The 20,927-nt window shown below is 59.2% G+C and carries 17 protein-coding genes; 8 read left to right on the top strand and 9 right to left on the bottom strand.

Annotated features, from left to right (window positions below; translation table 11 throughout):
* Positions 1 to 13 precede the first annotated feature (13 nt).
* Entirely contained in the window at positions 14 to 586 is a 573-nt protein-coding gene (locus EKD05_RS14645; RefSeq protein ID WP_129673990.1) for a DinB family protein, read from the bottom strand.
* A gap of 92 nt (positions 587 to 678) precedes the next feature.
* Entirely contained in the window at positions 679 to 2,046 is a 1,368-nt protein-coding gene (locus EKD05_RS14640) for a dipeptidase (RefSeq protein WP_129673988.1), read from the bottom strand.
* 68 nt (positions 2,047 to 2,114) lie between these two features.
* On the opposite strand from EKD05_RS14640, the gene EKD05_RS14635 reads away from it, so the two are divergent.
* Complete coding sequence (locus tag EKD05_RS14635; protein ID WP_129673986.1) at positions 2,115 to 2,900, top strand: TspO/MBR family protein; 786 nt, start codon at positions 2,115 to 2,117, stop codon at positions 2,898 to 2,900.
* A 63-nt stretch (positions 2,901 to 2,963) separates the two neighbouring features.
* On the opposite strand, the gene lon is transcribed toward EKD05_RS14635, so the two are convergent.
* From lon to EKD05_RS14615, 4 genes are all read right to left on the bottom strand, one after another.
* Positions 2,964 to 5,399 carry an endopeptidase La gene (lon, locus tag EKD05_RS14630; protein WP_129673984.1) on the bottom strand — a complete coding sequence of 812 codons (2,436 nt, stop codon included), beginning with the start codon at positions 5,397 to 5,399 and terminating at the stop codon, positions 2,964 to 2,966.
* A 313-nt stretch (positions 5,400 to 5,712) separates the two neighbouring features.
* Positions 5,713 to 6,660 carry a ring-cleaving dioxygenase gene (locus EKD05_RS14625; RefSeq protein WP_129673982.1) on the bottom strand — a complete coding sequence of 316 codons (948 nt, stop codon included), beginning with the start codon at positions 6,658 to 6,660 and terminating at the stop codon, positions 5,713 to 5,715.
* 9 nt (positions 6,661 to 6,669) lie between these two features.
* Complete coding sequence (locus EKD05_RS14620; protein WP_165360746.1) at positions 6,670 to 7,869, bottom strand: DNA/RNA non-specific endonuclease; 1,200 nt, start codon at positions 7,867 to 7,869, stop codon at positions 6,670 to 6,672.
* 13 nt (positions 7,870 to 7,882) lie between these two features.
* On the bottom strand, positions 7,883 to 8,296 hold the full coding sequence (locus EKD05_RS14615; RefSeq protein ID WP_129673978.1) for a nuclease A inhibitor family protein: 414 nt from the start codon (positions 8,294 to 8,296) through the stop codon (positions 7,883 to 7,885).
* Between the two features lie 253 nt (positions 8,297 to 8,549).
* On the opposite strand from EKD05_RS14615, the gene EKD05_RS14610 reads away from it, so the two are divergent.
* The 5 genes from EKD05_RS14610 to EKD05_RS14590 all read left to right on the top strand — a co-directional run bounded on the left by EKD05_RS14610 (position 8,550) and on the right by EKD05_RS14590 (position 14,147).
* Entirely contained in the window at positions 8,550 to 8,915 is a 366-nt protein-coding gene (locus tag EKD05_RS14610; RefSeq protein ID WP_129673976.1) for a hypothetical protein, read from the top strand.
* Positions 8,916 to 8,948: 33 nt separating this feature from the next.
* Positions 8,949 to 10,049, top strand: coding sequence for a mechanosensitive ion channel family protein (locus tag EKD05_RS14605; RefSeq protein WP_129673973.1), 1,101 nt, complete (start codon positions 8,949 to 8,951; stop codon positions 10,047 to 10,049).
* Positions 10,046 to 11,914, top strand: coding sequence for an LpqB family beta-propeller domain-containing protein (locus EKD05_RS14600; RefSeq protein ID WP_129673971.1), 1,869 nt, complete (start codon positions 10,046 to 10,048; stop codon positions 11,912 to 11,914). Before EKD05_RS14605 ends, EKD05_RS14600 begins: the two co-directional genes overlap by 4 nt.
* Before the next feature lie 32 nt (positions 11,915 to 11,946).
* Positions 11,947 to 13,260, top strand: coding sequence for a DUF58 domain-containing protein (locus EKD05_RS14595; protein ID WP_129673969.1), 1,314 nt, complete (start codon positions 11,947 to 11,949; stop codon positions 13,258 to 13,260).
* 281 nt (positions 13,261 to 13,541) lie between these two features.
* Positions 13,542 to 14,147 (top strand): cyclopropane-fatty-acyl-phospholipid synthase family protein, encoded by a 606-nt coding sequence (locus tag EKD05_RS14590; RefSeq protein ID WP_129673967.1) that lies wholly within the window; start codon positions 13,542 to 13,544, stop codon positions 14,145 to 14,147.
* A 253-nt stretch (positions 14,148 to 14,400) separates the two neighbouring features.
* On the opposite strand, the gene EKD05_RS14585 is transcribed toward EKD05_RS14590, so the two are convergent.
* On the bottom strand, positions 14,401 to 15,282 hold the full coding sequence (locus EKD05_RS14585; RefSeq protein ID WP_129673965.1) for a glycosyltransferase family 2 protein: 882 nt from the start codon (positions 15,280 to 15,282) through the stop codon (positions 14,401 to 14,403).
* Between the two features lie 641 nt (positions 15,283 to 15,923).
* Here EKD05_RS14585 and EKD05_RS14580 point away from each other — a divergent pair.
* A complete protein-coding gene (locus tag EKD05_RS14580; RefSeq protein ID WP_129673963.1) occupies positions 15,924 to 17,405 on the top strand; it encodes an alkaline phosphatase family protein in 1,482 nt (493 codons plus the stop codon).
* Positions 17,406 to 17,637: 232 nt separating this feature from the next.
* On the opposite strand, the gene EKD05_RS14575 is transcribed toward EKD05_RS14580, so the two are convergent.
* A complete protein-coding gene (locus EKD05_RS14575; protein WP_129673961.1) occupies positions 17,638 to 18,648 on the bottom strand; it encodes an AAA family ATPase in 1,011 nt (336 codons plus the stop codon).
* The gene (gene pnuC / locus EKD05_RS14570; protein ID WP_129673959.1) at positions 18,633 to 19,358 is read right to left on the bottom strand and encodes a nicotinamide riboside transporter PnuC; all 726 of its coding nucleotides are present in this window, start codon (positions 19,356 to 19,358) and stop codon (positions 18,633 to 18,635) included. Before pnuC ends, EKD05_RS14575 begins: the two co-directional genes overlap by 16 nt.
* 445 nt (positions 19,359 to 19,803) lie before the next feature.
* Here pnuC and EKD05_RS14565 point away from each other — a divergent pair, with 445 nt between their 5' ends.
* A complete protein-coding gene (locus EKD05_RS14565) occupies positions 19,804 to 20,805 on the top strand; it encodes an arsenic resistance protein (RefSeq protein ID WP_205703948.1) in 1,002 nt (333 codons plus the stop codon).
* The last annotated feature ends 122 nt before the right edge of the window (positions 20,806 to 20,927 follow it).

Genomic DNA, 20,927 nt, shown 5'->3' with positions numbered 1-20,927 from the left:
CCCTATGCGTTGCTCATTGTTTCACTGCGTGACTCTGGCGAATGATCTCTTTGATCTGGTCGAGATGGCTGACAGCATGGCCGATGCCAATGAGGTAGCGGCCACGGGCATCAACCACCGGGCCACCAGGCCAAGCTTCGCCAGTGAGCTCAAGATCGGGCTGATCAGGCCACATGTCAAGTGAGCCAAGACACATGCGCCGGCTCTCTTCGAGGCGGTGGCGGAGTTGCGCCATCGTCGTCATTGTCTCCCAGGGCACTTCGTAACGCGAACGTCCGTGGAAGGGCACGCCACGGGCCTGTTCGGCGGCGAGGGCGGCCATTTCTTCATTGCCAGCAGTCAGGTGAACAATGACATGGCCGAGGGTCCAGGCGATGCCGACCTCTTCGGCGGAACTGGCGACGGGGTCATTGGCCTCGGGATCAACGGGCTGAAAGGTGACATCTTCATCGTCACAGTCGGCAAGCAAGCCGAGGATATATGCAGTCAACTCGTTGGTTTCGTTGCGAAGATCCACGATCCTCATTGGGGCAACGAGATCGGCCATCGTTTGCTGGCCGGTGAAGACAGGGAGGAGATTGATCATCTTTCATTCCTTTTGAGGGCTCTCGCCCTTAAACCCCTTGGTAGCGGAGACAAGACCTCACAGGTCTAGCAGACCTGTGAGGTCTAGCACAATTAGCGACCGAGGCGTTCGAGCGTCATGCAGTAGGCGGTCTGGCCGCGACGGAAGCTGGCAAGGCGGAAGAATTCGTCGGGTGAGTGCTGGCGTTCATCGTCGAGGCCAAACCCGAGACTAGCGCTGTAGACGCCCAGGTGCTGCTGGAAGAGGCTACAGACCGGGATCGAGCCACCACTGCGTACATAATAGGGTTCGCGTCCGTAGAGGTCAACCAGCACCTCACGCACAACCTGGTTGCCGGGGTCGTTGCCTTCGGTAAGATAAGGGGCCGCCCGGAAGGGGAGTGGCGTAACGGTCGCGGTGACACCGGGCGGCGTATGGGCGGCAACATGCGCCTGCAACAACTGAACGATCCGTTCGGGGTCCTGGTCGGCGACGAGGCGACAGGTAATTTTGGCGTGAGCCATGCTTGGCAGCACAGTCTTGATCCCTGGATCCTGGAAGCCCCCCCAGACCCCGTTGACTTCAAGGGTTGGCCGGGCCCAGGCGCGCTCTTGCGGCGTATAGCCGGCTTCTCCAAAGAGATCGGGCAGATCGAGATCGGCCATGATCGCTTCGGGGTCAAAGGGCACAGCGGCGATACGTGCACGGTCAAGGTCAGTGAGTGGACGGATCTGGTCGTAAAAGCCTTCGATGGTGATCCGGCCATCACGCGAACGCATCGAGTCGAGAATCATCACCAGCGCATGAATGGGATTCATCACGACGCCACCATAGAGGCCGCTGTGCAGATCAATCTTGGCCGCTTTGACATCGATCTGAACGCCGCAGCCACCCCGCAACGCCACGAGGATCGCGGGTTCGGTCTCGCTATACTGGCCGCCATCGGCATTGAGCACCAGATCGCAGGCAAAGCGGTCTTTGTGTTGGGGCAAGAACGCCCCGATCTGCGGGCTGCCGATCTCCTCCTGGCCTTCAAAAAAGACCTTGACGTTCACCGGCAAGTGTCCTATGCTCTGAAGGAGCGCCTCGAGCGCGAGGATCGGTACCAGCATATTGCCTTTATCATCGCTGGCCCCACGGGCGTAGACCTTGCCATCAATAATGTGCGGCTCAAAGGGGGGATGCGTCCAGAGAGCAACGGGATCCACTGGCTGAACATCAAAGTGACCATAGATCAGCACGGTTGGCTTGCCCGGGGCATGCAGCCAGTCGGCATAGACCACCGGATGCCCACCCGTCGGCAAAATCTCGACATGCTCAAGACCCGCAGCGGCGACCCGTGCGGCGACCCACTCGGCGGCGCGTTGCACGTCGGCGGCATGGGACGGAATAGCCGAAATGCTTGGAATACGTAAGAAGGAGAGCAGTTCATCAACAAAACGAGGCTGGTGCGCCTCAAGATAGGACTCCCAAGAAGACATGGTGGCTCCTCGTACCTTGGACAGGTCTAACATTGTGGATAGAAACAGTATACTCGGAGGAGAGACTCATGACAAATGCTGCTGCTGCTGGTGCTCAACCATCGTACGTTCATCTGACACGCCAGGGGGCGGTCTTGGCAGCGCTCGCCGGCACATTGACGGTGAATGTGCTAGCGAATACGCTTCCGATTAACGGACAAACCACGGGTGAAATTTCGGACAAGTTTCCTATTTTAATCACACCACCCGGCTATGTTTTTGGCATCTGGGGGGTGATCTACACCGGCCTATTGAGCTACGCGGTCTATCAGGCGTTGCCATCGAACCGCGACAATGAACGGCTCAAGCGGATCGCGTTGCCGTTCATCATCAGTTGTGCCGCCAATGCGATCTGGATTGTGCTCTGGCATTACAACAAACTGGGGGCCAGCCTGGGGGTCATCATCGGGTTGTTGCTTGCCCTGATCACGATTGACCGTCGCCTCGGCAAGGCGACCGAGATGCCTATGGCCGACCGGTTGCTTGCGCGGTTGCCCTTTAGCATCTATCTCGGCTGGGCCAGCGTCGCGACGATTGTCAATGCCGCCGTCGTGCTCTATGATGCCGAATGGGACGGGATGGGCGTGAGTCCCGAGGGCTGGACGGCGGGGATGCTGGGGGTTGGCGCAGGTCTGGGGGCAGCGATGGGGGTACGCGAGCAGGATGTTGCGTTTCCGCTGGTGCTGGCCTGGGCCTTTTCCGGGATCGCGAGGAAACAGGCCGAAACACCACTGGTTGGCCCGGCAGCCTGGGTCGCAACTGCGGTTGCACTGCTCAGCGCCGGGGCGGCCCTCGCCTTGCGCCGACGAGGGTAAGACAACTCTGCCGCACGCAAAACTGCCAGCTTTGCTGGCAGTTTTGCGTGCGGCAGACGCTCATCAAACCGACGGAAGCAACTCCTCACTCCTGGGGGCGACGAGGATTTCGCCAAGGGTGGCACGTTCAGCGGGACGCAACGCGACGCGAAGCACCTCGTCAAGCGTATCCACCGGGATAAAGGTCATTTCAGCGCGGATCTCGTCGGGCATTTCGTCGAGTTCAGCCATATTGCGACGGGGTAGGATGATCGTACGAATGCCTGCGCGGTGCGCTCCAAGCGCCTTCTCTTTGATGCCACCGATGGGCAAGACCCGTCCACGCAACGCGATCTCGCCGGTCATCGCGATATCCTCGCGCACGAGTTGGCCAGTCGCCGCCGAGGCGAGCGCGGTGGCAAGGGTGATGCCTGCCGAGGGGCCATCTTTGGGGACGGCACCGGCAGGGACGTGGATATGGATCGCGTGGGTCTCAAAGAAGCGTGGATCGATGCCCAGCGTGTGGGCCCGCGAACGCACATAGGTGAGCGCAGCTTCGGCACTTTCGCGCATCACATCGCCGAGTTGCCCCGTAATCTTCAATTCACGATTGCCCTCGACAGCAACGGCCTCGACAAAAATGATATCGCCGCCAACGGGTGTCCAGACCAGACCAGTCGCGACACCCGGCTGATCGATGCGCTCTTGGGCCTCATTATAGAAGCGCTGACGACCAAGGGAACGTCGGACGAAGGCTTCGTCTACCGTGACCGGGGGCGGGGCAGTGTGGTCCGTGTCGGTGATCTGGCGCACGACTTTGCGCAAAACTCCGCCAATGTTGCGTTCGAGGTTACGCACGCCCGCCTCACGGGTGTAGCCATTGATGATGGTGCGGAGGGCTTGCTCCTCCACCAGAACCTCTTCGTTTCGCAGACCATTGGCCTGGATCTGCCGAGGCACGAGGTGGGTTTCGGCAATGCGCAACTTCTCGTTCTCGACATAGCCGGCAAGTTCTATCACCTCCATGCGGTCGCGGAGGGCGGGTGGCACGGTATCCCAATTATTAGCCGTTGCCAAAAACAGCACCTTGGAAAGATCAAAAGGCAGAGTGAGATAGTGATCGGTAAAGGTGTAATTCTGCTCAGGGTCAAGCACTTCAAGCAGCGCAGCAGCAGGATCGCCGCGATAATCGCTGCCGATCTTATCGATCTCATCGAGCAAGATCACCGGATCAGCGGTACCAGCGCGGCGCAGTTCCTGGATAATGCGGCCGGGCTGTGAACCGATGTAGGTACGGCGGAAACCGCGCAACTCGGCCTCGTCACGCACCCCACCGAGGCTCATCCTAACAAACGTACGGCCAAGGGCACGCGCAATGCTCTGCCCAAGGCTCGTCTTGCCGACGCCGGGAGGGCCCACAAACGCGAGGATCGGCTCGCGGCCGGCGCGCCCAGTATCATCGCCGAGCGAGGCGCGGCGTTGCTTGACTGCCAAATACTCAAGCAGACGCTCCTTGACGCGCTCAAGGCCATAGTGATCGGCATCGAGCACCTCGCGGGCGAAGGTCATATCAATCGGCTTGCCGGTATAGACCCCCCAGGGCAACTCGGCGAGCCATTCAAGATACGTACGCACCATCTGATACTCGGGCGAACTGCCATTGATCCGGCTCAGGCGATTCAGTTCACGGTCAGCCTCTTTGCGCGCTGCCTCCGGCAACTGCGCAGCGGCGAGCTTCTCACGGAGATCGTCAAGCTCAGTGGCCTCGGCATCGTCCTCACCAAGCTCCTTCTGGATCGCCCGCAACTGCTGGCGCAGATAGAACTCGCGCTGCTGGCGGGTCGAACTATCCTGCACCTCCTGGCGGAGACGATGCTGCACTTCGAGCAGGGCGAGTTGCTTGCGATAGGCCTCACGCACCTTGAGCAGGCGTGCGGTGACATCAAAGGTTGCGAGCAGATCGAGGCGTTCTTCGAGCATATAATCAGGGGAATAGCCGGTATTATCGGCCAAATGGCCCGGATCTTCAATCGAGCGCACAAAATTACGAATCTCCTGGGTCATGCCAGGGCGCAACGCAAGCACCGCATCAATGACCGCGCGCACCTCAACCATCAACTGCTCGAGGGCGGGGGTCAGTTCAACCACATCAGGGCGGCGGACAAAGCGAAAAGAAGGTGCCGACTCGCTCGCAACCTGATCCTGCAACTCGGCCCGCACGAGACCGCGCACAATGATGCCGCTGGCACCACCGGGCAACACACCCGACTGCTCAATCCGCCCGATCACCGCAATCGGAAAGAGTTGGGCCGCGAGCTCTGCCGACTCATCGGCATCGGGGCGCTTGACCGCCAGGAGAATCTGGCGATCGCCCTTGAGCGCCGCCTCGGCAGCGTGCAGATTGCCATCATCCAGCGTAATGCTAATGACCGTATGGGGAAAGACAACGGCCCCTTCAAGGACAAGCAGGGGCAACACATTTTCTATCGAAAGCTGGGCAGCGTCGGTATGCTCACTCATGAAAATCTCCTCACTGAACCAGAAACGTCATTTTTCTTGTTATAGGTATTATGAAACTGGTTCAGATCGGAGTCAATGCAATGCTAGCATGTTCTAGCGAAACGCTTACACTTGCCTTGAGGGCGCGATAGGGCTACGCTGAAAATGGGGGAACCAAGTTCCCCCATTTTCAGCGTAGCCCTGGAGGGTGTGACCCAGCGCAAAGAAACTCACGCGAAGGCGCGAAGGGTGGCGCACCTTCGCGCAAAACCTTTGCGCCTTTGCGCCGTTGCGTCAAAAGAACCGCCTTCTTTGCAAGGCATTGGCCCTAGGCTTAGCTTAGCGGCTTGAGTTTTGCCACAATCGCTTCGCGCTGCGGTTCAAGGAAGGGCGCGAGCACAATCTTCTCGCCCAGGGTCGCCTCGTCTTCGTCCACGGCGAAGCCAGGGCCATCCGAGGCGATCTCGAATAAGATGCCACCTGGGAGATGGAAATAGAGGCTGCGGAACCAGTAACGGTCGACTTTGCCACTGTTGGGAATGCGGAGGGCTCGTAGCCGCTGCGCCCAGGCGTCGTAGGCATCATCAGGGGTGCGCAGGGCAAGATGATGCACACCGCCAGCACCCTGGTGCGCAAGCGGGAGGTCGGGTTGCACAGCAAGATGCAACTCGGCTGCGGGGCCTCCTTCACCCATGGCATAGACGTGTACCGTCGAACGCGCATCATCGGGATGGGCATAGTCACGCACGAGGCGCATATTGAGTGCCTTGGTGAGCAGCACATCGATCGGAGCAAGCTCGGGTACGCTCAGCATGACCGGCCCCAGACCGCGGATCTGATAGGCCGCTGGCACAGGGCTATGTTCCCATGGATAGGCCGAACCGACGCCGCCATCGTCAACGAGAGCCAGGCGCTGGCCTTCACCATCCTCGAAAGCAAGAGTCAGGCGGCCATCGCTTTCGGCGGGTTCGCCAACCTTGACGCCCAAGTCACGCAGATGTTGCCACCACCAGGCGATCGCCGCCGGGCCGGCGACACGTAACGAAGTACGCGTAATCGAACGACCACCACGCTGCTCGGGCGGTACCGGCCAATCAAAAAAGGTCAGGTCGGTGCCTGGTGAACCCTTCGCATCGGCATAGAAGAGATGATAGGCACTGACATCGTCCTGGTTGACACTGCGCTTGACCAGACGCATCCCGAGCGTCTGGGTATAAAACTGGTAATTGGCCTGAATGCGGGCCGAAATCGCTGTCACATGATGAAGACCGGTGAATTGCATGTATTCCTCTTAATCGGGCCAATAGCTGATCAGATAGCCTTCGGCATCATAGAGTGCCCCAGGATCAGAAGAGCTATTGCTCCAAATATTGGCATCTGGACCAGGGAAGATCCGTGTCGTCCCTGATTCGAGCATACCACTGATTGGATGATCCTGTCCACCGCGGATGCTGCACATACGCCAGCCATCCAGGTTAAGCGGAGTCGGCCCCACATTTTCGAGGGTCACAGTTTCGGCAATTTTATCAACGGTGACAATGCGCACGGGGCGCTCAGGGGCCACACCGGGGCCAGGATCGGCGTCGCAGCCAGCGAAGACCGGCGGCGGCGGGGTAGGCTCATCATCAACCACCAAGGGCAGCAGAGCGCGATAGGGCGCGCCATCGGGGCAACCCTGGCCTTCGATGCGATCTTGGAGCGTCGGTTCGACGGTAGAGAAAAAATCGTAGCCCGTAAGATCTTCGACACAACGAATCGTCGTCTGATAGTCTTGCCACGAAGCACCTGCGACGCTATTATCGTTGGGCATCCAGACGGCCAGCACCAGCGTATCGGCAGTCACGCGAGCTACGTCGTCACCTTCGGCTTCAGGCAGGAAGAGCAAGACCTTCCAGACATGTGCAGGGATGGTCAATTGCCCCTGCGCCAGAGTGCCCAGGCTTCCGGCACTCCCGGCGATGATATAGGCCTCGTTGCCCTCGCGCACCACGGCACGGGCATACTCTTCAAGTTGCGCCCAGACGCCGCGGTTATTATCGGGGGCCTGGGGCAGAATATTGGTCAGGATGAACGTGGCGATATTATCTTCTTCAGTCGCCGTCCGATCAGCCGAAGGCGTCATATGGCCGCGATCATACCCGGAACTAGTATAGTCAGCATGCGTAACCCGATACCAGCCCTCGGGCAGACTCTGATCGGTAATGAAAGAACCGCTATAGCGTTCAGCAGGGCCGAAATCGCTCGCTTGCAGGTGCCAACTAACCCAATTGGGGATGCCACGATCACGATGGTAGCCAACCGCATACTGATCGCGCAGCAGCAGGTAATTGGTCGGCTGCCTGACATCAACCGTGGCCCCACTCGGATTGCCAAGGGCAAGGTGGCGACTCGCATCGGCGACCTGGGCTGAGCCTGAAACACAGCCAACGAGCACGGTGAGCAGCAACAAGAAAATGGTGAGCCGAGGCAGAGCAAGCACAAAGACGTTCATAGCGACGAAACTCCTACGTTTCAACCACCGTCGTATGCAACCCAACGAACGCACCGGACGCATCACGCCCAACGATCACCACATGAATCTCGATCGTGCCAAGCCGATAGACAACCGGGTCGGTCAGGGTCGCCAGCAACGTCGCGTGGAGGTGGGCGAAACGCTCAACCAGCGCATGGTCAGCCGGGCCATGCCAGGAGCGGGTACGAGTCAACGGGGCAAAGAACGCCTCAAGCTCACGCTGCTCCACCGGGGTCTCAGGAGCAAGCCCCAACAACGCACTGAGCGTTGCGGGCGTCAGGGGTTCGTCGCCAGGCCAATGAAACGGAAGCAAGGGCGCGTCCTGTTCACTGGGAACCATCAGATCCTCTGCAGCCGTCATGATCGTCGCCAGCGAGGGAAGAAGTGGCACGAGTTCATCGCTCATGGTGATCCTCCTGATTAGTTTTTATACTAATTAATCGTTGTAGTATTCGGATTGATAATCATCAGTCGTGTGTGAACTACATTTCCCGGTAGCGCCGCCGACCACGAAGACTGATCACGAAGAAACGAAGATGGGCGTTGCGGTGCAGTATTCGTTTCTTCGTGCCCCCATTCGTGGCCGGCTGACAACACCAGAAAACTTAGTTCCCTGAGTACTGAATGCGATCCCCAACGGGAAATGGTATTATTGATGTATGATACCATTGAGTGGGTCATTGAGCATTGGCGGGTTTAGCCTTCAAGCCGCTGATCCGGCAACTCCCCCGCTTGACATTCTGACATGGACTGATGCCTGGCTTGATGAAGCCCTCGCCCACCCGGCCTATGATGCCGCTGGCTACCCGGTACTTGCGCGGCCATACCTGATTTTGTTAAAACTCACGGCGGGACGTACCCAGGATCTTGCCGATGTGCAGCGCTTGGTCGCCTATACCTCAGAAGAGGAGCGCAACGCATACCGCTCCCTGGTTGCGCAGGAAGCCCCTGAGCTCGGCGAGGATCTTGAGGCGCTCTTTACCCTGGCGGATCTTGAATTTGGGGCCAAAGAAGAAGGGGCTTGAAAGGCTGGTCGAGCCTGATAGCAGACAAAGATTATGGTCGAAGCCTACGATGCAGCAAATAATAGTGCAATTTTTCAAGCCTACACCTTCCTGTTAGCCGTGATCGCCATTGGTGCGTTGATCGAATTTGGGATCTTAAAGCTCCTCAAGCGCTATGCGATCCGTCGTGAATGGTTTTTCGCCGAGGTAGCGCTCCGTGCGCTCAGTGGACAAGCGATCTTCTGGCTGAGCTTTCTCGGCTTGGCCTCAACCCTCGCGACGGTGGTACCCGATCTGCGGATCGCGAGTGCCGTGCGCCTGTTGCTGAACCTGATGGCCGTGCTGGCAGGAATGAGTTTTCTGGTGCGCCTGGTGACCAATGCCGTCCGGCTCTATTTTATCCGACATACAATGGGGTCAATTTCGCTGCTCAACAATGTGTTGCGTGCCTTTAGTTTTATTGTCCTCGGCACCACCGCGATGGCCTACCTTGGGGTGCCCATTGGCCCGCTCTTGACGATCCTGGCCGGTAGTTCGATTGGGCTCTCGCTGGCGCTGCGCGAGCCGCTTGCGAATCTCTTTAGCGGGATCATGATCCTGGCGACCAATAAGATTCAGCCAGGTGATTATGTCCAGTTGAGTACCGGGCAAGAGGGTTTTGTTGACGATATTCGCTGGGCCGACACCTATCTGCGTGAATTGACCGACAACATGCTCGTCGTGCCCAATTCATTGATGACCAATACGATCCTGACCAACTTTGATCGCCCCAACTCTGAGTTTTTGATCTTTCTGCCTGTGGCCGTGCCGTATGATAGCGATCTTGCCCGCGTCGAAGCGTTGCTGGGTGAAGAGGGCCAAGGCATGATGCACCACGAACTGGGTGGCGTACCGGAACATACTGTCCGTGTTCGGCTCGCCGCATTTGGCGAACTCGGCGTGCAATTCAATGTCATCCTGCGTATCAGAGAATTCAATGATCAGTTCCCGCTCAGGCACGAATTTTACCGGCGTGTCTTTGCCCGCTTTGCCAGTGAAGGGTTGCCCCAGCCCATACCGATCCAGCGCATTCGGATCGAGCCGGTACGCAAAGGAATGGCGAATGACCGCGATCAGTCTGGACGGAATGAACATGTGGCAGGAGCCGAGCAATGACATGGCGATCAGCGCGTAGCATGCGACCGGTACACTGGATGGCGCTGATCCTCTTGGGGTTGCTCGGTCTGGGTGGTTGTGGCGCGGCCCTGCCGACGTCAACGTGGAGTGATCTCTTTCAACCAACCGCGATGCCACAAATGACCCCCGTGCCAACCCCACCGCCACCGAGCACGCCAACCAGGGTTCCGCAGGAGACCGAACGCCTGGCTTTTGTATCAGAACGCACCGGCAACCGCGAGATTTTCGTCCTGAATGTAGACGGTTCTGGCCTCGCCCGCCTGACCAACGATCCTGGCAATGATGAGTCACCGGCGTGGTCGCCTAATCGCCAGCAGATCGCTTTTGTCTCGGATCGCGATGGCACGCCAAATATCTATCTGATCAATCCTGATGGCACCGGGTTGCGCCAGCTAACGAATGAAAGCCAAGGTGCCGTTGACCCGGCCTGGTCATCTGATAGCGGGCAGATTGCGTATGTCGCCGTACGAAGCGCCGGGCGGGTCTTGATGATCCTCAATCTCGCCGACGGCAAGCGGAGCGAGTTTTCTCGCGAATTGGCTGATCTTGCCAGGCCATCTTTTAGCCCCGATGGTCGTTTCCTTGCCTTTTCGGCACTTGATCCAGATGGTGAGGATACACGTGATATTTTTCTCACTAGCCTCGCCAATGCCTCAAGGATGATCAATTTGACCAATGCCGAGGGCGACGACGATCATCCCGTGTTTAGCCCGGACGGACGGCGAATTGCATTTCAGAGTCGTCGTGATGGCAGTTGGAAGATCTATGTGATGAATGTTGATGGTGCCGCTGCAACGCCGCTGACTGAGGGAGTTGGTGATACGATCAACCCAAGCTGGTCGCGTGATGGTCAGCGCCTCGCGTTTGCCGCGAATCAGAGTGGCACCTTTAACCTCTATACAATGCGCGACAATGGCGAAGAGATCCAGCAGATCAGCGGGCATCGGAGCAATGAAGTCGCCCCGGCTTTTCCTTCGCCGCCACGCCTGCCCGTTATCGCCACGCTTGCCGTCGCAACAGGTGCGGGAGGAACGCGCAGTCTCAGCCTGGTCTCCCAGGGACAAGAGCAAACCTTGCGGGCGCGAACACCCCTGATTGATTATATGACTCCGGCATGGTCACCCGATGGCACAAAAATCGCCTATGCAGCTAATCTTGATGGTACCTACAATATTTATGTTATGAACGCAGATGGCACTGAACTCTTGAATCTCACCAGCAGCGAAGCAAACGATCTTCATCCCGCCTGGTCGCCAGACGGCACGCGGATTGCCTTCGAAAGTGACCGGAACAGGAACTGGGAGATCTTTGTGATCGCGCTTGACGATGCGAGCAACGTGCGGAATCTGACGAATCACCCCGGCGACGATGGCAATCCAACCTGGTCACCTGACGGGACACGGATCGCGTTTGCGAGCAATCGAACGGGCCATTTCGATATTTATGTGCTTGACATGTCGGCGGGTATGAAGCTACGCAATATTACGAATCACCCAGCCACCGACGTCTTTCCGGCCTGGTCCCCCGTCAGTGAACAGATCGTCTTTCGTTCGGATCGCGCAGGCACCAATGAACTCTTTCTGGTTGAAAGCGACGGTCGGCGTGTCCAGCGGCTGACTTTTGATCAGGCGGATAATACAACGCCAGCCTGGGCACCGACGGGTGAACGGATCATCTTTGCGAGCAACCGTTCGCAGTCAGTATTGCGCCGTCCGGGAACCCGCAACTATGGCATCTACAGCTTCGATCTCGCTTCGCTAAACATCGAAGCAATGCTGGTCAACGAACGGAGCCACGAATACCCGGCATGGCGCCCGCAGCAACGCCAGGATCTCCGTCCTTGACACCGGCTTGTCACCGGGGTATGCTGCTCAGTATGGTAATGGTCTTACGCCCACTCTTTGTCTTGCTTCTGGCCGGGGCAAGTTTTCTTGCGGCCCAGGGGACTGGCCTGCGGCTCTTTTTTCATTTGAGTTATCTGCTGCTGGCGCTGCTTGTCCTTTCGTTCATCTGGGCATGGCTGAATCTGCGTGGCCTCGAACTTGAACGCGAAACCCTGACCCCCAGAGCAACGGTGGGCGAGTATGCCCGCGAGCGGATTATGATCCGCAACCGCTGGATCTTGCCCAAGCTCTGGATCGAGTTGCGTGATAGCTCGGATCTACCCCGTCACGGGGCTGGTTTTGTTGCGTCGCTGGGCGGGCGCGAACGGGGTCGTTGGTTGTCACGGACCCGCTGCACGCGCCGCGGGCGCTTTCGCCTTGGGCCGTCCACCTTGATCAGTGGCGACCCTTTTGATATTGTGCGCCTGCAACGCCAAATCGCCTCAACCAGCGAGATCCTGGTCTACCCGCAGACGGTCGATTTGCACGATTTTGCCTTGCCGGGGGCGGATCTCCCCGGCGGCCAGGCGACGCGCGCACGAACCTTTCACTCATCGCCCAATGTAGCCACGATCCGCGACTATGTTCCCGGTGATGCGATGAACCGCATTCACTGGCGTTCGACCGCACGCACCGGGCGGATGATGGTGAAAGAGTTTGAACTCGATCCGAGTGCCGATGTCTACCTGGTGCTCGATATGCAAGAGCGTGCCGTCGTACGCGATACGCGCATGTTGAGTAGTGTGCTGCGTCGTGATCGCCGCATCATGCGCGGGCCCTGGTGGTCACGCCCGGCCCAATCCGATGAGGTGGATGAAGCCGAGCTCGCCAGCACCGAAGAGTACGCCGTCACCGCGACGGCCTCACTGGCCCGAACCTTGCTGAGTCAGAATCGCATTGTGGGCCTGGTTGCGTGGGGCCAGCACCGCGAAATCATTCCTGCCGAACGCGAGGCCCGCCAACTCTTCAAGATGCTGGAAGCGCTGGCGGTCTTGCGTGCCCAGAGCACCAGTTCGCTCGCCGAAGTTCTGCTGGCCGAGAGTCAGCGCTTTGGGCGCAACTGTTCCTTGATTATTGTGACCTCGTCACTCGATGAGCGCTGGGTCGAGGCGTTGCAACAACTCCGCTATCGCGGGGTGCGCGCCGCCGTGGTGCTCGTTGATCCACAGAGCTTTGGCGGTTGGCAAAGCCCCGATCTGATCGTGCAGCGCCTAGCAGAACTGCGGGTACCAACATATCGCATCCAGCAGGATCAGCCCATTGCTGATGCCCTGAAAATGCCGGTGAATTTAGATCTGGCAGCGTAAAAGAGACAGCGTGCCTGGCTAAAGCCCATACCTGCAAAGAAGGCGGTTGTTTTGACGCAAAGGCGCAACGTTTTTCGCGTCGGTGCGCTCACCCTTCGCGCCTTCGCGTGAGCTTCTTTGAATGGTATTGGGCTTGGAGCAAGAGAGTACGCCCCTGCCGAGGCTCTGAGCGGTCGCACTGACCAGGGCTGCCAATGGTCAAGCCTACGTCAGTTGCCCTGGGGTGTGGTAGGATGAGGCCAGGCTTGATGATGATCGCCCTGAGACAAGGATCCTGCCCAATGACTGAACTATCGGCCGAGCGCTTTGCCTCGCTCCAACGGCGCTACCAAGAGCGCAACCTGCCGTGGGATCTGCCGCTCCCGCCGCCGGAGATCGTGACATTGGCGGCGACGCTCCCGCCGGGGCGGGCCCTCGACCTGGGCTGTGGGGTGGGCCGCACCTGCATCTACCTGGCGGCAGCGGGCTGGGAGGTGGACGGGGTCGACTTCGTGCCCGAGGCGATCACCCTAGCGACCGAGCGCGTTGCCCAGGCTGGAGTATCCGAACGGGTGCGGCTCTTCCAGGCGTCCGTGACCGCTATGCCCTTCCTCAGCGGGCCGTACGACCTGGCGATCGACATCGGCTGCATGCACGCGCTGACAGGCGACGACCTGCGCGCCTACGCCGACGAAGTAGCGCGGCTCGTGTCTCCTGGGGGGCGCTACGTGCTCTTTGCCCACCTGCGCAACGACGCAGCCGACGACATCCCCGTGAGCATCCCGCGCATCGTGCTGTTGAGCCTGTTTGCAGAGACCTTCACGATTGAGCAGGTGGTCGAAGGCGAGACGACCGTCGCCGAGCATCGCTGGGCCTCGGCGTGGATCTCCACCCGCCGCAATCTGTAACGCAGAGCCGCAGAGACAGGGGGCCGCGGAGTTTCCATATGCCTCTCTGCGCCTCTGCGCCTCTGCGCCTTTGCGCCTTTGCGTTAAAACAACCAGTCTTTTTTGTGGCAAAGTGGCCCAGCGCGAGCTTGCACGGATTCATTGCTGGACGACATTGCGGTGAGACTGAATGCTTTTTAACGAAGCTCACGCAAAGTGCCCAAGCACTAAGAGTTGGCAGGCATAATGTCAGAAACTTTACTCAACACTGGAATCAGACTGTGCGCAGCCCATCGGCCAGGCCGGCCAGGTAAGCCGGAAGCTGCGCACGCCGACGCGCCGCCAGCCTCGCTAGGTCGACGGCGGTGCGCAGCGCCAGCCAACCGGCGGTCAGCACCGGTGCCGGGCCGTGGGGGTGCCGCCGGTAAAAGCGCAGCCGACCCGCCGTGTGGCAGCGCAGGCTCAGCCGTGGAAGCTGCTGGGCCGTGCGCGAGACGAGATGCCAGACCCGTGCGTCACCGACAGCCAGCACCGTAAAGCCAGCGGCCTGTGCTCGCCGACACAGGTCGACGTCTTCGTAGTACATTGGAAAGAGCGGGTCGAGCAGGCCAACGTGGGTGAGCAGCGCGCGGCTCAGCAGCATCGCACAGCCGTTCACGTAGTCCACCGGGATGACGGCGCTGAGCGCGGCGCTATCGCGGCGCCCGCGACCGAGATCGAGCGGAACCGGACTCCAGCGCCTGCGGCGGCTCCCGAAGCTCCAGATGCGATCCGGCGTGTCGTCGTACAGGATCTTTGCACCCAGCACGCCGGCATGTGGCGCTTGTTGGGCAGCGGCGACGAGCCGTGCGATGGCGTGCGGTGCCACGCGCGCGTCGTTGTTCAGCAACAGGACGTAGTCCGCACCTAGAGCAAGAGCGCGGCGGAGACCATGGTTCGTCCCGATCGTGTAGCCGCAGTTGTGCTCCAGACGGATAAGCTCGCACGCGTCTGGGCACGCGAGTGTGTCGTGCAGGGCGACCGGCGAGCCATTGTCAACCAGCACGATCTGGAGCGGTGCGTAGATAGAAACCTGGAGCGACGCGAGGCACGCCTGCGTCTGCTCGGGAAGCCCCCAAGCGACCACGACACAGATGACACGCGGCTGGCGGGTCATCCGTGTACCTCCCTGATCGCATCTTCCAGCGCGGCGCAGGCCTCATCCTGCTGCGCTGGGCAGCGCATGGTCTCCAGCACTGCCGCTCGCTCGGCATCACCAAAAGCCGGGTTCGACCGGGAAATGCGGTTGTATGACACGGGAGCACCTCCAGCGAGCGCTGCATAGGGCGAGGGGCTGCGGAGGTGCGAGGAGCGTACCGCAGATCTCCCTCATGGGCCATCTGATGGGGGTTGTCGGCTGCGTGCTGCCGACCATTATAGCACGGCCATGTGATGGCATCTGCGGCGCGGGCCGGATTCATTAGGGCGATTGCATTTTCTGTTTGTCCGTGCCACCAGACCGTTTGAATGCCCCCATGCGCCCACACCGTCGGCGTCAACGCCTCGGCTACCGCATGCAAAGCCGGCCTGCGCCGACTGAATCAGGCCACGAAGGTGGCCTTTGCCAACCAAAAGCCGAGCCGTTTACGGCGACGGAAAAAATGCAATCGCTTTACCGAATTCAACGATGTGCATGGCTGCTAAAAAATGATGTCCAAAGCGGTGCCAGGCGGAGGCGACATGTGACCGCATTGCTGGCAATACACCTCATAGTCAGGTATAATTCGCATAAGATTGCCGACTGGAGTGAAGGATCGTATGAGTACAGACATGCCTCCGGCCATCAGGCGCAAGGTCATGGTGATCGGCCTCGACGGGCTGACCCTCAAGCTGCTGCTGCCGCTGGTAGCTGCCGGGCAACTGCCGACCTTTGCACGTCTGCTGCGCGAGGGAGCCCACGGGGTGCTGCGCTCTGTGACGAACATGACAACGGGGCCAACCTGGGCATCTTTCGCCACAGGCTGCGAGCCTGTGCGCCACGCAGTGCTGCATGACTTTCACCATCGCCACGATAGCTACGAGTTGCTGCCCACAACGGGGCGCGACCGCCGCATGCCGTCCTTCTGGGAGGTGGCCAGTGAGGCAGGGCGCACGGCGATTGTGCTCAACGTGCCGCACAGCTACCCAGCGCGCCCGCTGCGCGGTGTACTCCTGGCCGGCGTTGACGCCCCCAGCGAGCTGGCCCCTGGCTTTGATTACCCCCCGGGGAGCTTCCGTGCGCTGCGTCGCAGCACCGGAGATTACATCATCGACTGTGGTCTAGCCTCCTACATGCAGGCAGGTCGCCTGTCCGAGGGTGTCGCTGCGGTGGAGCGCGAGACCGAGGGCCGCACCCGCGCCGCAGAGTACTTTCTGGCACGCCTAGACTGGGATCTGCTAGTGGTCGTCTACAGCCTCCCCGATGTGTGGCAGCACTATCGCTGGGCTGCGCTCCACGCGGCACCCGACCGGGCTGGCAGAGAACTGATCTACGACGGCTACCGAACGATGGATCGGCATCTGGCGCGGCTGTTGCGCCACCTACCACCTGATGGGTTGGCGGTAATTTGCTCGGATCACGGCTTTGGGCCACTGTGCGGCACACGCGACCAGCTGAACAACTGGCTGGCATCGCAGGGATTGCTGCACTACCAGTCCGGCGCGTGGCGTGGCACGCGGGCGCACCTGAGCAGAGCACTGCTAAATGCGGCCCGTCGTCGGGTAAGCTTTCGCCTCCGCCAGCAAGCCCTGGCGGCGCTGCCCCCGCTGCGCCGTACGGTCGAAACGCGCCTGCGCGTGGGTGGGATCGACTGGGCGCAGACCCAGGCCTATGCCGCGCTTGACCACCAGGAGTTGTGGATCAACGTGCGGGGTCGCCAGCCTACCGGCTGCGTCGATCCTGACGACTACGAGCAACTCTGCAAGCAACTCGCCGTGGCACTGCTCGAGTGGTGTGACGAGCAAGGCCGTCCGTACATCAACGCGGTTCACACGCAGCCCTACGCCGATGCCGCCGCAGACGACTATCTACCGCCCGATCTGCTGCTGGAGTGGAACCCGGCTGCGGCGCAACCGAACCTGCACCCGCTGATCAGTGGCGACCACGATCCAGAGGGTGCGCTGATTATCGCCGGGCCTGGGGTGCGCCCGCAGCGCCTGGCCGATCGCTCCCTGCTCGACATCGCGCCGCTGGCGCTCTATGGGCTCGGCGTTCCCATTCCAGGATCGATACAGGGGCGGATACCGGAGGACCTATGCTGAGCAGCCCAACGGCACCTCACGTTGGGGCGCTGCTGAACGCCTCGCAGCTTGGTGAGCGCCTAGAACCATACTTTTCAAATAAGGACGAGAAGCGACCCCACAGGTCTTTCGTTCCGGCGCGCCTACCCAGCGGGGGAGGGCGGCCTTTCACACAAGGTCTGGCAGACCTGTGAGGTCTCGCCCGTGTCACGTATACCGGATTTTGGCACTACCTCAACCACGCTAAGAGTCATCACGTATTGCGATAGATATCCAGTACGTTGCCGAATTTACGATGCCGTCGAAGGACATCGTGTACCTGCGCGACTCGTTCTTCGAGCGTGCCACTGACGCGAAAGAAGGGTACCTGCCGTTCCGCGAGGTCGCCGACGATCTGATCTTGAAACCATTTCCTCTTCTGATCGCCACTACGATCCCACGTATCGGCGTAGGGAATATCCGTGTCGCAAAGGAAGAATACGTCGTACCGCTTCTCCGCTTCCTTTGCCAGGCGGGTCAGAACCGGACCGGCGGTGCCATGGTAGTCCTTCGCAAAGACATATGTTGTCATGGGGTTTGTGTCGCAAAAGAGGTACGTTCGGGACTGTCGCGTCAGCGTATCCTCTCTGCGGTTATGTTCTGGCGCGATTTCTTCAAACTGCTCTAGCGTGATGCGCCGATCAACCTGGTGCTCCCGCCAATAGTCTGCCCCGTACTCCGGCATCCACACCGTCTTGTGCTGTTCCGCCATCGTGCTGGCGAGGGTTGTCTTGCCGGTCGAGGGTGCGCCCAGAAAGCAGACTTTCGTGATCAGGTCAGCATACACGAGAGGGTCGAGGTAGGGCCGGCCCGCAAAGTAGTCCTCGCGGAGAGCGGTTCCGCTGATGGGCACGGCCAAGCGTGCCTCGTCGATCCTGCGGTCGATGGCACCAAGAGCCTGGCTGACGTGGTCTCCGTAGAACTCGCTGGAGTAGAAATGGGTAATGCGCAGTCCGTTGAGCTTCTTGAGAATGTAGTTTTCCTGTTCACGAACGATCTCCGGAGTGGTACCGTAGCCGCTTGGACCGTCCCATGCCTCGATGATCCGGAGCGTCGGGTACAACGCGTGGATCCATCCGGCGCGAACCTGGAGCGGTACGGCGATCACGTCGGTGGCATAAACCATAACGACCAGTTCGTCCACCTCAGACAAGGCGGTCTCGAGAAGCAGCTGGTGCCCCCGGTGGAAGGGGGCAAACTTGCCCAGCGTTAGACCACGTCGCATGTTCCTACCTCGGTATTCACACCAGCTTTCGCTGGCATTGCGCTCTTTGCCCCCATGTGCCATCGCCAAGACCCAAACAACGCATTCAACAAAAACAGTGACCACATCATGATCATCAAGTCTCCCGCCGCCCCTCCGGCCATGAAGCGCAGCAACCACATGACGATGGTGACAAGGTTGAGCAGGATGTAGAGCAACCACTGCTCCTTGTACCGCCACATCATGAGGAATGTCGCCACAATGGATAGCACATTCGTGGAAGCATCAATGAAGGGTGTATTTTGGCGCGGGTTCAGCCCGAGGAGAAGCCCAAGTCCTACGGTGCCTATGATGCAGACTGCGACGACCATAAACCGCTGTGGCCAACCAAGTTGCCTCATCTCCACAGTGCTGTCCTGGCTCGTATGGCGCGACCAGAGCACATAACCGATGACGCCCGTTGGGACGAAGAAAAGCAGGTTGAGATAGACTTCGCCGAAGAGTCCGTTGTTGTAGGCCAACATCGAGTAGGAGAGGCTGTTGTAGAGACCGATGAGGTACCCCTCACGGCGACCAATCGCGATCAGCCCAACGCACAGAATGCCAGAAAGGGAGACGGTCGCGTCGAAGACGCTCGTTGCAAGAAACGCGCTCAAGGCACCCCCTGCAATCATCAGAAACGCCAACCATACGCGGTCGAGTCGCTTGCTTTGTGATGCTTCGAGCGTCATAGCTACTCTCGTGTCATGCGTCATGCCCAGCGCCGGGCTTCAGGTGCGCCGCAGGCGGCATCAAATAGAAAAGACTATACCATACCCGATTCTGTCTGTCGATACGCATGAAGCGTGCAAGGAGGGCTGATGCAACGTCAGCTCGATGGTTTTCAAGAAATTAATTCGCTAAACCAGGCCTTATAGGTCTGTTAAATCTGTTTTGTAACCATACATCCTCCTAAAGCATCAAATAGGGGGGTGTATGGTGCTGCAAATCAATCATGCGTATAAAGTAGGGCGCTTGCAGCTTCTATGGAAGCTGCAAGCGCCCTAGCGTAACAACTGCTACGAAGGGTCTCAGGCATCCTGACGGCAGAGCTGTTTCGCGGCGCTCAGGATGGCAATGCAGCACCTTGAAGCGTAATTGGGTCTTACTTGGGTTGATAATGGGAAGGAACAGATCATGCAGGCGGTGTGGAATGTGCTGGCCTTTCTTCAAAAGCGCTTGGTCTGGAGCATCCCTCTTACGATGGGTTTAGGGTTGCTCTATGGGGGGGTCTTTGATGCAACCGCGTTACGCAGCGCGATTATGCCCCTGACGTTCCTGATGGTCTACCCGATGATGGTCACGCTCAATGTGCGTGAAGTGCTCACCGGCGGGGATACCAGGTTGCAACTGGTCACGCAAGGGCTCAATTTTGCCGTGCTGCCTTTTCTTGGTTTTGCCATCGGGCAATGGTTCTTTCCTGATCGGCCTTTCATCGTGATGGGCCTGCTGCTGACGGCGCTCTTGCCAACCTCAGGGATGACGATCTCGTGGACAGGTTTTGCGCGGGGCAATGTTCCTGCAGCAGTCAAGATGACCGTGGTCGGCCTTGTCATCGGCTCAATTGCGACCCCACTCTATCTCAAGTTGCTGATGGGTACCATTGTTGACGTGCCGATAACGTCTATCTTTAGCCAGATTATGTTGATCGTCTTCTTGCCGATGGTGGCTGGCTATGCAACACAACGGGTGCTCATCAAGCAGTTTGGCGCAAAGCGCTGCCAGAAGGAGATCATGCCACGCTTCCCTAGCCTCTCAACGCTTGGGGTGCTTGGCATTGTCTTTACCGCCATTGCATTGAAAGCAAGCACGATCCTCGAAAATCCTCTCTTGCTGTTGCGCCTCTTCCTGCCCCTACTTTTGCTCTATGGGCTGAATTTCCTCATCAGTACGCTGATTGGGCGCTTCTTTTTTACTCGCAAAGATGCAATCGCCCTGGTCTACGGCAGTGTGATGCGCAACCTGTCAATTGCCCTCGCCGTAGCAATGACTGCTTTTGGCCCTGCAGGCTCCGAGATTGCCTTGATCATCGCCCTGGCCTATGTCATTCAGGTGCAGTCGGCCGCCTGGTATGTCAAGTTTACCGATCGGATTTTTGGCGCTGACGAAGCTGCCGTTCTCGTGCCAACCACCCCGTAGGGGCGGTCGCCCTGCCACGGCTAAGATTATGGGTAGGCTGAGGCCCCCAGACAACTTTGCTGTCTGGGGGCCTCAACCTACCCATAATTGTTCGACATTTCCTACTTGCGCGTTCAAAGACT

The organism is Candidatus Chloroploca sp. Khr17 (assembly GCF_004138165.1).
GTDB lineage: Bacteria > Chloroflexota > Chloroflexia > Chloroflexales > Chloroflexaceae > Chloroploca.
This window is presented reverse-complemented; position numbering and strand designations above follow the sequence as displayed.